14 protein-coding genes are annotated in these 13,977 nt (G+C 65.8%); 9 read left to right on the top strand and 5 right to left on the bottom strand.

What is annotated here, in order from left to right; translation table 11 throughout:
* Positions 1 to 4 precede the first annotated feature (4 nt).
* The 3 genes from paaA to DYI42_RS09040 form a co-directional block, all read right to left on the bottom strand.
* Entirely contained in the window at positions 5 to 1,003 is a 999-nt protein-coding gene (gene paaA / locus DYI42_RS09030) for a 1,2-phenylacetyl-CoA epoxidase subunit PaaA (RefSeq protein WP_213545607.1), read from the bottom strand.
* A 23-nt stretch (positions 1,004 to 1,026) separates the two neighbouring features.
* Entirely contained in the window at positions 1,027 to 1,197 is a 171-nt protein-coding gene (locus DYI42_RS09035; RefSeq protein WP_213545608.1) for a hypothetical protein, read from the bottom strand.
* A gap of 114 nt (positions 1,198 to 1,311) precedes the next feature.
* The gene (locus tag DYI42_RS09040; protein WP_342344633.1) at positions 1,312 to 2,154 is read right to left on the bottom strand and encodes a PaaX family transcriptional regulator C-terminal domain-containing protein; all 843 of its coding nucleotides are present in this window, start codon (positions 2,152 to 2,154) and stop codon (positions 1,312 to 1,314) included.
* Between the two features lie 640 nt (positions 2,155 to 2,794).
* Between DYI42_RS09040 and DYI42_RS09045 the strand changes: the two genes are divergently transcribed.
* The 7 genes from DYI42_RS09045 to DYI42_RS09075 are packed head-to-tail and all read left to right on the top strand — an operon-like array spanning position 2,795 to position 9,686.
* Positions 2,795 to 4,276 (top strand): ABC transporter substrate-binding protein, encoded by a 1,482-nt coding sequence (locus tag DYI42_RS09045; RefSeq protein WP_244867749.1) that lies wholly within the window; start codon positions 2,795 to 2,797, stop codon positions 4,274 to 4,276.
* 54 nt (positions 4,277 to 4,330) lie between these two features.
* Entirely contained in the window at positions 4,331 to 5,272 is a 942-nt protein-coding gene (locus DYI42_RS09050) for an ABC transporter permease (protein ID WP_213545610.1), read from the top strand.
* Positions 5,272 to 6,135 carry an ABC transporter permease gene (locus DYI42_RS09055; RefSeq protein ID WP_213545611.1) on the top strand — a complete coding sequence of 288 codons (864 nt, stop codon included), beginning with the start codon at positions 5,272 to 5,274 and terminating at the stop codon, positions 6,133 to 6,135. The genes DYI42_RS09050 and DYI42_RS09055 overlap by 1 nt, the downstream gene beginning before the upstream one ends.
* Positions 6,136 to 6,138: 3 nt before the next feature.
* A complete protein-coding gene (locus DYI42_RS09060) occupies positions 6,139 to 7,257 on the top strand; it encodes an amidohydrolase/deacetylase family metallohydrolase (protein WP_213545612.1) in 1,119 nt (372 codons plus the stop codon).
* Entirely contained in the window at positions 7,254 to 8,249 is a 996-nt protein-coding gene (locus DYI42_RS09065) for an ABC transporter ATP-binding protein (RefSeq protein WP_213545613.1), read from the top strand. Before DYI42_RS09060 ends, DYI42_RS09065 begins: the two co-directional genes overlap by 4 nt.
* Positions 8,246 to 9,208, top strand: coding sequence for an ABC transporter ATP-binding protein (locus tag DYI42_RS09070; RefSeq protein ID WP_213545614.1), 963 nt, complete (start codon positions 8,246 to 8,248; stop codon positions 9,206 to 9,208). Before DYI42_RS09065 ends, DYI42_RS09070 begins: the two co-directional genes overlap by 4 nt.
* A complete protein-coding gene (locus tag DYI42_RS09075; protein WP_213545615.1) occupies positions 9,198 to 9,686 on the top strand; it encodes a RidA family protein in 489 nt (162 codons plus the stop codon). The genes DYI42_RS09070 and DYI42_RS09075 overlap by 11 nt, the downstream gene beginning before the upstream one ends.
* On the opposite strand, the gene DYI42_RS09080 is transcribed toward DYI42_RS09075, so the two are convergent.
* Positions 9,683 to 10,468 carry an IclR family transcriptional regulator gene (locus DYI42_RS09080; RefSeq protein ID WP_244867751.1) on the bottom strand — a complete coding sequence of 262 codons (786 nt, stop codon included), beginning with the start codon at positions 10,466 to 10,468 and terminating at the stop codon, positions 9,683 to 9,685. The two genes, DYI42_RS09075 and DYI42_RS09080, sit on opposite strands and share 4 nt — an antisense overlap.
* A 68-nt stretch (positions 10,469 to 10,536) precedes the next feature.
* Between DYI42_RS09080 and DYI42_RS09085 the strand changes: the two genes are divergently transcribed.
* Entirely contained in the window at positions 10,537 to 11,754 is a 1,218-nt protein-coding gene (locus DYI42_RS09085; RefSeq protein ID WP_213545617.1) for an aminotransferase class V-fold PLP-dependent enzyme, read from the top strand.
* A 231-nt stretch (positions 11,755 to 11,985) separates the two neighbouring features.
* On the opposite strand, the gene DYI42_RS09090 is transcribed toward DYI42_RS09085, so the two are convergent.
* Positions 11,986 to 12,915 (bottom strand): LysR family transcriptional regulator, encoded by a 930-nt coding sequence (locus tag DYI42_RS09090; protein WP_213545618.1) that lies wholly within the window; start codon positions 12,913 to 12,915, stop codon positions 11,986 to 11,988.
* Positions 12,916 to 13,013: 98 nt separating this feature from the next.
* On the opposite strand from DYI42_RS09090, the gene DYI42_RS09095 reads away from it, so the two are divergent.
* The gene (locus DYI42_RS09095; protein ID WP_213545619.1) at positions 13,014 to 13,976 is read left to right on the top strand and encodes a TAXI family TRAP transporter solute-binding subunit; all 963 of its coding nucleotides are present in this window, start codon (positions 13,014 to 13,016) and stop codon (positions 13,974 to 13,976) included.
* Position 13,977: the final 1 nt, after the last annotated feature.

A 13,977-nucleotide genomic window follows, 5' to 3' on the forward strand; every position in this document is an offset into this window, starting at 1 on the left:
CCGGTCACTCGGCGGCCAGCGTCGCATTGGCGCGGCGTGCCTCGGCCTTCTCGGCGTAGGCGGTCAGGCCGTCGCGGAACCACGCCCCCTCGTCCCATGCCTTTTGGCGGGCGCCGAGGCGCTCTTCGTTGCAGGGGCCGTTTCCCTTGATCACCTCGAAAAACTCCGACCAGTCCGGCTCGGCAAAATCGTAGCCGCCCTTCTCGGCGTTCCATGCGAGTGTTTCGTCCGGCACGGTCAGGCCAAGGTATTCGGCCTGCGGCACCGTTTCGTCGACGAACTTCTGACGCAGCTCGTCATTGGTGTTCATCTTGATCTTCCAGGCCATCGACTGCGCCGAATGCACCGAGTCCTTGTCGGAGGGGCCGAACATCATCAACGCCGGAAACCAGAAGCGGTTGAGCGCGTCCTGCGCCATGTCCTTCTGCTCGGGCGTGCCGTTCGCCATCTTCATCATGATCGCGTAGCCCTGCCGCTGGTGAAAGCTCTCCTCCTTGCAGATGCGGATCATAGCACGGCTGTAGGGCCCGTAAGAGGTGCGCTGCAAGGGCACCTGGTTCATGATCGCGGCGCCGTCGACCAGCCAGCCAACCGCGCCCATATCGGCCCAGGTGAGCGTGGGATAGTTGAAGATCGACGAGTATTTCATCTCGCCCGAAAGCAGCTTTTCGGTCAGCTCGTCCCGGCTGATGCCCAGCGTCTCGGCGGCGGAATAGAGATAAAGCCCGTGCCCCGCCTCGTCCTGCACCTTGGCCAGCAGGATCGCCTTGCGCTCCAGCGTCGGCGCGCGGGTGATCCAGTTGCCCTCGGGCAGCTGGCCGACAATCTCTGAGTGGGCGTGCTGGCCGATCTGGCGGATCAGCGTCTTGCGGTAGCCCTCGGGCATCCATTCCTTCGGCTCGATCTTCTCGCCCGCGTCGACCCGCTCCTGAAACGCGCGCTCTTCAGGGCTCATCTCCTCGAGAGACTTCATGCCCTGCGACTTGACCATCTGTGCATACATCGTCGTTCCTCCTCGATGAGAGATTAGGTGCGTTCGCGGATCATGGCGATCCCCTGGCCGGCGCCCAGGCACAGGGCACGCAAGGCAAAGCCGCCGCCAATCCGGCGCGACCGTTGCGCTGTCGTCAGCCCCCGCCTTGCGCCAGATACGCCAAGCGGGGTGCGCAGTTCGTCACAAATGAACGCCTCCGGCATGCACGTTTCCTCCCTGTGCCTCCTGCCGTCGCCCGACAAAGACTGACCGCACGGTCAGGTTATTAGCACGCAATGCAGCACAAGTTAAGCGGAAACGTGCAATTCATGTAATGTTTAGCGGAAGGTCGCAGACTGCTCCCAGCCTGCGGCCTCCCTCTCCAACCGGGACAACCGCCGCTCGGTCTCGGCATTGTGCGCCTGCAACGCACCGTTCTCGTTGAGAAAACTCTCGCCGACAAAGGCGTCCGCCTTGTCCGACAGGCCAAGATAGGCGGACACGAACAAGCGCCGCGCCCGTGTGGCCGGCCAGTCCTCCGGACAGGCTGCGCGTGGCAATCTCGGGTCGTTGAGGGCTGCGTGCCGGTAGTCATGGACGAGTCGGAGCCGACGGGCCAGCGCACCTTCCGGCGAAAAGCACGACTCACTGCGCCCTGTGTCCAGCAGGCTCGCGTGACGATCCAGAAACGCCTCGTAAGCGCGCGCGACCTCGTCCAATGCCCATTTTTCCCGGGCGAGCGACCGCAACTCATCCTGCGCCCCGATCTGCTCGGCCCGCATCACCACACCATCGACCGGCGCCACATCCTCCCGGTTGGGCGCGATGGCGACGCTCGGCGACAGTCGCGCCCAGGGGCCGGGCAGGTCCCCGGCGGTGGACAGGCTGATCAGCCAATCCTCCACATCGGGTGGCGGCCCAAACAGCAGCCGTGCCGCCTCGCGAAACTCCTCACGGGCCCTCTCGGACAGGCGGTAATAGCTCTTTCGGCCAATCCGGACACCTTCCAGATTCCCGGCCGCCACAAGGCGTGAGACCGCTGTGCGCACGAGCGTTTCGTTCAGCCCGTGCCGCGCGCAACACTCGATCAAGGTGCCGATCCAGAGCGCGCCGCCCCGCGGGTCAACCACATCACCATAGATCGTCACGATGAAAGCAGGCGCGCGCGGCACGTCCGACACGGGCTTGTCCTGTGCGGCCCTGCGCTCCCCTGCTCGACTGTTCATCGCGTGCTCCTGCGGCCAAGACGTCCACATGAGCGCAGACAAGGCACAGGGTATCGCAAGGTATCCGTCACAACAAACGCGAAACGGCGCCGCAACCGTGCCGCTTTACGATCACCCGATGGAAGGCCTGCATCACCGCACGGGCATTGCCCTAATCGCGGCCGCGGTCGGATCAGGCACCGTGCGAGATTATCGGCAAGCTTGCTCACTTGGAAGCCAACAGGCACCCTGGGCGACGATCCTGTGTGGATACCCCAGGGGGCACCCCGCCCGATCACCAGATACTGACGCCTCGAACCGAAGGTGGACTGGAGCAGACGGACGTTGCCCGGGCAACGGATTGACAGCTGCAACACGCATTTCATGAGCGCCGAATGCCGCAGACCGGCACCCCAGGCAAGTTTCACACAGCGGCATCCCCTGATATTACACCTGTAAAACAGAAACTTAAGGAGCCACCCCGCCAGTATAATTCATAATAATGCAATATAGTTGACTACTATGGCATTCGGTCGGTTCTAATGGGGCAAGACCAAGAAACCGTTCAAACCAAGCCACAGGGACCTGCATCATGCATCACAGATTCCGCCCACTCATGACCGCCGCCACGATCGCGCTGGTCGCCGCATCGCCGGCCATCGCCGAGGGCACCATCGACGTCGCAATCATCGGTGAGCCCGACACCTTCGACCCGATGATCTCCACCAAGGACGTGGTCAGCATCGTCACCCAGCACTTTGTCGAGACGCTCTACACCTTCGACGAAAGCTGGAGCGTCGTGCCGCTCCTGGCCGCCGCCATGCCCCAAATCTCCGACGACGGCCTCACCTATGTCATCCCGCTGCGCGAAGGCGTGACCTTCCACGACGGCTCCTCCATGGACAGCGCCGACGTGCTGGCCTCGATGACCCGCTGGGTCGAGGTCGCCAGCCGCGGCAAGGCCATTGCCGACAAGGTGGAGAGCATCGAGGCAACCGGCGATTACGAGATCACCATCTCGCTGAACGCGCCCTACGCACCGCTGATGTCGCTGCTGGCCTTCTCCAACTCTGCCGCCGTGGTCTACCCCGAGGAGATCATCGGCGACGAGATCGCCGAGGTTGTCGGCACCGGCCCCTACAAGCTGGAAGCCCACGAGCCCGATCAATACACGCAGCTCGTCCGCTTCGATGGCTACACCCAGCCAACCGGCGCCGCCGAGCGCACGCAGACCCCGGACGAGATCCGCTTCGTGCCGGTGCCCGACCCGAACACGCGGGTCGAAGGGCTGCTCTCGGGGCAGTTCGACTATGCCGACGGATTGCAGACCGAAGCCTACGACCGGATCGAAGCCTCCGACGCAGCAGAGCCCGTGCTGCTGGAGCCCTTTGGCTGGCCGGTCTTCGCGGTGAACCACAAGAAAGGAAAGATGACGGAGCTGAAGTTCCGCCAGGCCGTGCAGGCCGCCCTCCCCTTCGACGACATGCTGTTCGCTGCCTTCGGAGATGAGAAGTTCTTCCAGACCGATGGCGCGATGTATCCCGAGGGCTGGGCATGGAACACCGAGGCCGGCACCGAGCTCTACAACCAGAACGACCAGGCCAAGGCCTCGGCCCTGCTGGACGAGATCGGCTATGACGGCGACCCGCTGCGCATCCTGACCTCGCGCCAGTACGAGTTTCACTACCAGATGGCCGAGGTCGCCCGCATGGCGCTCGAAGCGGCCGGCTTCACGGTGGAGATGGACGTGGTGGATTGGGCCACGCTGGCGCAAAACCGCGACAACCCCGACCTTTGGGACATCTACATCACCCACTCGCCCTTCCTGCCCGAACCGGCGCTGACCTCGTCCTATTTCTCGACCGCCCGCGAAGGCTGGGATAATCCCGAGAAAAACGAGATCCTCGATCGCTTCACCTCGGTCGCCGATCCGGAGGCGCGCAAGGAAGTCTTTGCCGAACTGCAGGAAATCGTGCTGAAAGACGTGGGCCTCATCAAGGTCGGCAATTTCAACGCCCTGCAAGGCAAGGCCGCCGGGCTTGAAGGCGTCGTCCCCTCGCCCTGGCCCGCCTTCTGGAACGCGGCCTCCGCCGAGTAAAACAACCAACGCCGGCCCTTGCGGGGGCCGGCCCTTTCCTGAAAACGGGCCTCAATGCGCAGCTATCTCGTCAGACGCCTCGTCGGCATGGTCGTGGTCATCTTCCTGGTGCTCACCATCGCCTTCGTGCTGGTCCGTCTCGCCCCCGGCGATCCGGCCTCGTTGATGCTGGGCCCCGATGCCACGCCCGAAGAGGTCGACGCGCTGCGTATCCGCCTCGGTCTCGACCAGCCGATCATCGTGCAATACCTCACCTTCGTGACCAACGCGCTGCGCGGCGATCTGGGCACCTCGCTGTTCTTCAACCAGTCCGTCACCTCGGTTCTGGCCACCCGGGCCGAGCCGTCGATCTTCCTGGCGCTCTTCTCCCTTCTGGTGGCGCTGGTCATCGCCACGCCCATCGGCATCTGGGCCGCCTACCGGCGCGGCTCGGTGGGCGACCAGATGTCTGTTACCTCGGCAATGCTGGCGGCCTCCGTGCCGAGCTTCCTGACCGGGCTCATCTTCCAGCGCTACCTCGCCACCGATCTCGGATGGTTTCCGGTTTCAGGCTACGGCAGCCCGGATGCGGATTTTGCAGAGCGGATGCGCCACCTGATCCTGCCCGCTATCACGCTGGGCATTACCAATTCAGCGCTGATCCTGCGCTTCACCCGCGCCTCCATGCTCGACATTCTGGGCGAGGATTACATCCGCACCGCCCGCTCCAAGGGCATGCGCGAGCGTCGCGTGGTGCTGCGCCACGCGCTGAAGAACGCGGGCATCCCGATCATCACCGTGGTCGGCCTCACCTTCGCCCTGCTGGTCTCGGGCGCCGTGGTGACCGAGCGCGTGTTCAACCTGCCGGGCATGGGCAACCTCGTGGTCAACGCCGTGCTGCGCCGCGATTACCCGGTGATCCAGGGCACGCTGATCGTTGTCGCTGCGCTCTACGTGCTGGTGAACCTCGCCACCGACCTGCTCTACCTGATCCTCGATAAGCGGGTGAAGTACTGATGGCCGGCTCCGCCGCATCCGCCTCCGCGCCCGGTTTTTTCCGGCTGCTCTCGGCGCGCCCCTCGGTGCTGGTCGCCTTCGCCCTCTTCGTCGCCATCGTCGCGGCCTGCGTCCTGCTGCCGCTGCTCGGCGTCACCGACATCGGCGGCATGTCGGTGCGCAACCGCCTCACGCCGCCGGGCGAAGGCGGCTACCTGCTGGGCGCCGATGCCTTCGGGCGCGACCTGCTGGGCCGCCTGATGGTGGCCGGTCAGGTCTCGCTCGGCATCGGGCTCGGCGTCGCCCTGCTCTCCTCTGCCGCGGGCATCTGGATCGGCCTGCTGGCCGGGTTCTTCAAGCGGCTCGATACGCCGCTGTCGCGGCTCATCGACGCGATGATGGCCTTCCCCGACATCCTCCTGGCGCTTTCGCTGGTGGCGATCTTCGGCGGCTCCATGGGCAACGTCATCCTCGCCCTCTCCATCGTCTACACGCCCCGGATCGCCCGGATCGTGCGCGCCTCCACGCTGGTGATCCGCGAGCTGCCCTATGTCGAGGCGGCCCAGGCCCTCGGCACCCGAACGCCTACCATCATGATCACCCATGTGCTGCGCAACATCATGTCGCCGATCCTCGTGCAGGCCACCTTCATCTTCGCCTATGCCATGCTGGCAGAGGCGGGGCTGTCTTTCCTCGGCGTCGGGGTCGATCCGACCACGCCGACCTGGGGCACGATGGTGAACGAAGGCCGCCAGTTCATCGACAACGCCTTCTTCCTCATACTCTTTCCGGGTCTGATCATCGCCGCCTCCGTCCTGACGCTCCAGATTGCGGGCGACGGGCTGCGCGACGCGCTCGACCCAAGATTGGCCAAGGAGACCTGAGCCATGTCCATCACCCTCACCAATTTCCGCAGCGCGGGTTTCAACGCCACGCCAGATCGCATCTTCGTCGATGACCACGGGTTGGTGGCCGGCGCCGCCATAGAAGGCGCGCAGGAGATCGATCTGAAGGGCGCCTATCTTTCGCCCGGCTGGTGCGACCTGCATGTGCATGTCTGGCATGGCGGAACCGACATCTCGGTGCGCGCCTCGGAGGCCGGGCGCCCCACCGGCGTCACCGCGATGGCCGATGCGGGAAGTGCCGGCGAGGCGTCGTTTCACGGGCTGCGAGAATACGTGATCGAACCGCAGTCCGAAACCATCAAGGCCTTCCTCAACATCGGCTCCATCGGCCTCGTGGCCTGCAACCGCGTGCCCGAGTTGCAGGACTGGCGCTCGATCGACATCGACCGCACGCTGGAGGTGATCGAGGCCAACCGTGACGTGATCTGCGGCATCAAGGTGCGCGCCTCCGGCGTCATCGTCGGAAGCTGGGGCATCACCCCCGCCAAGATCGCCAAGCGCGTCGCGGAGATGACCAATCTGCCGCTGATGGTCCACGTCGGCGAGCCGCCCCCGCTGATCGACGAGGTCTTCGAGATCCTGACTCCGGGCGATATCGTTACCCATTGCTTCAACGGCAAGCCCGCCGGGTCGATCCGCGACACCCCGGCCCTGTTCCGCATGGCGCAGGATCTATCTGCGCGCGGCATCCTCATGGATATCGGCCACGGCGGCGCATCCTTCAACTTCAAGACCGCGCGCGACAGCATCGCCGACGGGCTGCGCCCGTTTTCGATCTCGACCGACCTGCACAAGCATTCGATGGCCAGCCCGGTCTATGACATGGCCACCACTATGTCGAAGCTGCTGGCGGTGGGCCTGCCCTTCGAGGACGTGATCGAGGCCTCCACCAACGCGCCGCGCGGGCTGCTTGGCCTTTCGGTGGCGGCAGAAGGCCTGGCTCCCGGCACCCGCGCCGACTTTACCGCCTTCGATCTCGCCGATGCAGAGATCGAGGTGCTCGACAGCCAGCACAACGCGATGACCATGGACAAGGTCTTCGAGCCGCGCGGCACCCTGCTCGGCACCGATTGGCAACTCGCGGCCCGGCGCCTGCCATGAGCGGCGAGACCATCCTTTCCGTCGACAAGCTGCGCGTCGGCTTCGGCAAGGGCAAGCGGCAGGTGACCGCCCTGCGCGATGTCAGCTTTGCGCTCGAGCGCGGGCGCACGCTGGCGCTCGTCGGCGAAAGCGGCTCGGGCAAGTCGGTCACCTCTCTGGCGCTGATGGGCCTGCTGCCGCCGGGCGGCAAGGTGCTGTCGGGCGAGATGGTCTTTACCGACAGCAGGGGCACCCGCCACGCCCTGCACAGCACCGGCCCCGACGCCTATCGCAACCTGCGCGGCCCGGGCCTGTCGATGATCTTTCAGGAGCCGATGTCCTCGCTCAATCCGCTCTTCACCGTGGGCGACCAGATCGGCGAGATGGTTCTGCTGCATGAAGACCTGGATGCCAGGGCCCGCCGCCGCCGGGTGATCGAGATGCTCGAACTGGTCGAAATCCCGGGGGCCGCCAACCGGATCGACAGCTACCCGCACGAGATGTCGGGCGGCATGCGCCAGCGCGTGATGATCGCCATGGCGATGATCTGCAACCCCGCGCTGCTCATCGCCGATGAGCCGACCACCGCGCTCGATGTCACTATTCAGGCCCAGATCCTCGACCTGATGCGACGGCTCCAGAAGGATCTCGGCATGTCGATCCTGTTCATCACTCACGACATGGGCGTGGTGGCCGAGATGGCCGATGACGTGGCGGTGATGTATGCGGGCGCGGTGGTCGAACAGGCCTCGGTCACCCGGCTCTTCGACGCGCCGCGCCACCCCTACACCCAGGGCCTGCTGAACTCGATCCCCAAATCCGCCCCCGCGGCCGAGGGACGGCTGGTGCCGATCCCCGGCTCGGTGCCCGCCCTCACCGCCCTGCCCCCGGGCTGCGCCTTCGCGCCCCGGTGCCGCTTCGCCGAGCCTGCCTGCCAGACCCCGGTGCAGCTTCAACCCAAGGCCCCGGCCCACCTTGCCGCCTGCATCCATGACATGGCCGGGGCGGCATGAGCGAAGCGCTTCTCCAGATCCGCGGGCTGACCAAGCGGTTCGACACGCCCCGCGGCCCGGTCCACGCGGTCGAGGATGTCAGCTTCGATATCCCCCGCGGCTCGATCATGGGGCTGGTGGGCGAAAGCGGCTCGGGCAAGACGACACTTGGCCGTGCCCTCCTTCGGCTGGTCGAGCCGACCTCCGGTCAGGTGCTGTTCGACGGCACCGATATCACCACCCTCGGCACGGCGCAGATGCGCGAGATGCGGCGGCGGATGCAGATCATCTTTCAGGATCCGGTCTCCTCGCTGAACCCGCGACTGAAAGTGGGCGATCTGATTGCCGAGGGGCTGAAGGCCTTCAATATCGGCACCCGGCAAGACCGGCGTGACAGGGTCGCCGCCTTGCTCGAAGAGGTCGGGCTGAACGCCGACCACATGACGCGCTATCCCCAAGCCTTCTCCGGTGGCCAGCGCCAGCGCATCGGCATTGCCCGTGCCCTTGCGCTGGAGCCCGATTTCATCGTCGCGGACGAGAGCGTCTCGGCGCTCGACGTGTCGATCCAGGCGCAGGTGCTGAACCTGCTGCTGGAGCTGCGCGAAAAGCGCAACCTGACGATGCTGTTCATCGCCCATGACCTCTCGGTGGTGAACTACCTCTGCGATCAGGTCGCGGTGCTCTACCTTGGCCGGCTGATGGAGCTTGGCCCGGTCGCCAGGATCCACAGCGCCTCGGCCCACCCCTACACCCGCGCCCTGAACTCCGCGATCCCCAAACCGGACCCGCGCGCCCGGCGCGACCGCGTGCCCCTTGAGGGCGATATCCCCTCGCCGCTGGCCCCGCCCTCGGGCTGCGTCTTTCGCACACGCTGCGCCCATGCCCGCGATATCTGCGCCGAGGGCATCCCGGAGCCGCAGCAGCCCGGTACCGATCACCTGACATATTGCAAGAGAGCCGAGGAGCTTCATGACCTCTGACCTGATGGAAACCCCCGAGCAACGCATCGCCTCCCTCGGCATATCGCTGCCGAGCCGTGCGCCAAGCCCGATCGGGTCTTTCTGCAACGTCCGCCGCTCGGGCGACATGATCTATGTCTCCGGGCAGGGGCCGGTGCAGGCCGATGGCACGCTGCTCAAGGGCAAGGTCGGCAGCGAGGTCACTGCCGATACCGCCCGTGACCACGCCGAGCTGGTCGCCGTCAACATCCTCGCCGCCCTGCGCGATGCGCTCGGCAGCCTCGATCGGGTGAAAGGCGTCGTGAAGCTGCTGGGTCTCGTCAATTGCGACCCCGAGTTCGAGCACCACCCCTTCGTGATCGACGGCGCGTCGAACCTTCTGGCCGAGGTCTTCGGCGAGCCGGGCATCCACGCCCGCTCCGCCTTCGGAGTCGGCTCACTGCCCAACCGCATCACCGTCGAGATCGAGGCGATCTTCGAAGCCGCAACCCCCGCCTAGCCGTGATGCAGCCCAAGCGCCCGTTCCACCTCTCGCGCCGCGGCGCGCACCTCCCGGGAGACAAGGTCGAACTTCTCCTCGACCCGGTGCTTTGGCATCACCACCGACATGGTGAGGCGGCACATTCCGTCCAGATCTCGGATCGGCGCGGCAATGCAGGCCACCTGGTCCTCGGAGGTATCGATCTGCACCGAAAGCCCGTCCAGAAAGTCGGTGCGGCTGATCTCGGCCAGCCGCACCGGGTCGGTCTCGGCCAGCCGGGTGTTGGACGGTCGGGCATGTTGGGTAAAGATCTCCAGCCGCTGGCTGTCCGGCAGATGGCCCACCAGAAGGCGGCCCGAGGCGGTCCAGTTCAGCGGCACCCGCGTGCCCACGTCCGAGGTCACCCGAAACGGGCCCGACGAGCCCTCCGCCATGGCGACCACCTGCATCATGCCCTCGTCACGGGCGCAGATCTGCACCATCTCGCGGACCCGCTCGTTGAGCGCAAACATCGCGCGTTCGGCCTCGTTGAAGGCGCTCATCCGCGCCCGGTAGGCCAGGCCATATCGCATGAGCCGCGGCCCGAGCCACACCTGCCCGTCCTTGGTGCGCACCAGCATCGAGCGGTCCACCAGCTCGTCGATCACCTTGTAGATCGTCGAGGGCGGCGCACCGGCAACCTTGGCTACTTCGTAGGAGGTCATCGGCCCATGCCGCTCGGTCAGGATATCAAGGATCTGAAGCGCCCGGTCGATCCCGCTGGTGCGGCTGCGACGTGCGCCTGTGGCATTGTCTTTCATGGGCATCTCCATAGTCGCGCACTATAGACCATAATTGTAGAAACACGAGCAAGACGGAAAGGCACACCATGCTGCGCAATGAAGATTACGGCATCGACTGGTCCTGGCATGATGCCGAGGGCCTGAGCCGGGTGGTGAACGTCTCGGGCACGATGACCTCGCTGGGCGGCTCGATCACCACCGAGCGCGTCGCGCGGGCCACCGCCGCCGCCATGCCGCGCTTCGTGAATATCCACGAGCTTCAGGCGCGCGCCTCCCAAACCATCGCCCGGCTCACCGGGGCTGAGGCCGGGTTTTTGACCGCCTCGGCAAGCGCCGGTATCTCGCTGGCCGTCGCAGGCTGCATCACCGGGCTCGATCCGGCCAAGGCCGAGGCGCTGCCGACCCGCCCCGGCGACACCAATGGCGTGGCCGTACAGATGGGGCACCTCTGCGAATACGGCGCGCCCGTCAGCCAGGCCATCGCGCTGGCCGGGGGCGATCAGCGCATCGTCGGGCAATCCACCCTCACCCGCGACTACCAGCTCGAGGCCGCGCTCGACGGTTGCGCAGCGGCGCTCTACGTCGTCTCGCACCATGTCGTCGATTACGGGATGATGCCGCTGGACACCTTCGTGCGCATCGCCCACGCCAAGGGCGTGCCGGTCATCGTCGATGCGGCCTCCGAATATGACCTCACCGGCATGCTCGCCACGGGCGCCGATATCGCCATCTATTCCGGCCACAAGTTTCTGGGCGGACCAACCTCGGGCATCGTGGCCGGTCGCAAGGCGCTGATCCGCGCCGCCTACCTGCACAACACCGGGATCGGCCGCGGCATGAAGATCGGCAAGGAAAGCATGGCCGGTGCCATCGCCGCGATGGAGCAATGGATGGAGCGCGACCACGAGGCGATCCGGGCCGAAGAGACCCGCGCCCTGACGATCTGGGCCGAGGCGGTCGCGGGGCTGCCCGGCATCACGGCAAAACCCCTGCCCGACCCCACCAACAACCCGCTCGAACGTCTGCGCGTCTGGGCCGATCCGGCCCTCGCCCCGGCCTCTGCCGCGCAATTCGTCGTGGCCTTCGGCAAGCTCGATCCTCCGATCGTCGTGCGCGGGCATGAGGTCGAGAAAGGCTATTTCGACCTCGACCCGTGCAACCTGATGCCCGGGCAAGCCGAGCTGGTCCGAGATGCGCTCAAACCCGTGCTGACCGACCCCGCCGCGGGTGCCATAGACGCACGCAGCGCGCTGGCCGGGGCCCGCAACGGCGGCACCGAATCCTACCTCACATGGCTCACCTGAAGGGATGAGACAGGGGGAGATCGATCCCTACGCAGCCTGAGCGGGCCGGTGCCTGCGCTGAAAGGGAGACCCGGACGGCGCGGGCCTTGGCGCCCTTGATGATCGACAGATGCCGTTTTAGCGCAGGCCGCCTGAACCGGCCCGCAACGGTCAGCACCAGCGCAACGGTCCCTTCTGGCCAGGCCCGCAAGACCGATCTCGCCCCTTCTTCTTCGGGAGGTTCGGCGAAGGTCAATCCGAGAAACCGCGCCCGGGCTTGGAGATGCCTCGCAGGTTCTGCCTGGTGTGCTCCAGGAACGCCCTGGCCGTTGGCGAAATCGAGCGACCCGCCTGGTAGACCAGCCCGATACGACGCTTTGCGCCGAAATTCCCGACCGGGCGCTGCACCAATCGCTCCATCGGCAACACGGGTAGGGTCAGCGTGGGCAAAATGGTGATGCCAAGCCCCTCCGCCACCAATGCGCCCGCCGTGGCCAGATGCGCCACCTCAAAGCGGGGCGTCAGCGCAAGCCCGCCGCGCTGGCAGGCACCGTCCAGCAACTCTCGCACGCTGGTGCCGACCTCCATCGCGATGACCGGCATGGCCGTGAGTTCCGAAAGCGTGTAGCTGCGCTCTTCCATCAGCGGCCCATCCGGCGCACCGACGGCGACAAAGTGGTCATCGAGCAGCGGATGGAAGGCAAGGCGCATCCGGGCCGAGACGGTGCCAGCCGTAAAGCCGATATCGGCGCGCCCTGCCTCGATGGCCTCTATCACGTTGCCAGAAAGCGCATCGACGATCCGCAGATCGATCCCCGGGTGAGTCGCGGCGAAGCTCTTCAGAAGGCCCGGCAACAGGCCGGCGGTGACGGAGGGCAGCCCGGCGATGGTCAGCCTCCCCCGGCTGGCAGACAGGTGGGCGCCGAATTCCTCCATCACGTCCTCGGCGGTGTTCAGCATCCGCTCGGCCAGCCGTGCGAAGGCCTCCCCCGAGGCGGTCGGGGCAACGTTGCGGGTGTCACGATCAAACAGGCGCACATCCAACTGGCTTTCAAGCGCAGCGAGTTGGCGCGACAGGGCGGAAGGCGACATGCCCAGCGTTTCGGCAGCCGCCCGGAAAGCCCCCTGATCGGTCAAGGCACGAACGATCCGATAGTCGGTGAGCGATGGAGTGTTGCGCATTTCGCATCAATTATCGCGAACATAGCAATTCTAGCAATAGATAACCTGTGCCATGCTGCGCCCAGATCCCGCGCTGCGGGCACCAAGGGAGGATACTCATGAAACATCTCGCCAAGGCCCTGCTGGGCGCAACCCTGCTTGCCGGTCCGCTGGCCGCGCAGGACCAGGACCTGCTGATCGGCTCCACCTCGGCCTCGTCCAGCCACTACGGCTATTTCGTCGCCGTCGGCCAGCTGATCAACGAAAACGCCGAAGGGCTGCGCGCTTCGGTTGTCGAAACCGGCGCCACGATGGACAACATCCGCCGCATGGCCCGCGATCAGGTGGACCTAGGGCTTGTCACAACCAACGTCGCCCAGCACGCCGCTGCGGGCACCAATGCCTTCGACGGCAACCCGCAAGACCTGCGGCTGCTCTGGGTTTACACCGGCGCGCCGCAGAACGTGGTGATGCGTGCTGACGCCGGCGTTTCCGATCTGTCGGGCCTGGAGGGCGTGCGTTTCAACCCCGGCATCAAGGGCTCAGCCACCGAGGCGACGACCGAAGCGGTGTTCAACACCCTCGGCCTGTCCGCCGATTACGTGCGCGGCTCCACCACCGATGTGGTGGGCATGATCAAGGACAACCGCGTGGCGGGCTACGTGAAGTCCGGCTCGGGCAACAAGCTCGACGGCTCAACGATGGACATCGCCACCTCGACGGATATTGCCATCCTCGGCCTCACCCCCGAGCAGGCCGATAAGCTCAGGGCCGAGATGCCGGATATCTCAGTGGTCGACATCCCTGAAGGCGCGGCAGACGGCGTTCCGGCCTACACCACCTGGAGCTTCGGCGTGGGCGTCGCGGCCCCGAGCACGATGGATGAAGACACCGCCTACAAGATCGTCAAGGCGATCATGGAGGACGAAACCGCACAGGCCAACGCCATGGCCAGCCTCAAGGGCGCAAATCTGGCCGACATGACGCTGCAATTCGGCACCGTGCCGCTGCACCCCGGCGCGGCGCGCTGGTTTGAAGAGCAGGGCATCGAACTGCCCGCCAAACTGCAACCCGCCGAGTAAG

The organism is Vannielia litorea (assembly GCF_018424695.1).
Taxonomy (GTDB): Bacteria; Pseudomonadota; Alphaproteobacteria; order Rhodobacterales; family Rhodobacteraceae; genus Vannielia; species Vannielia litorea_A.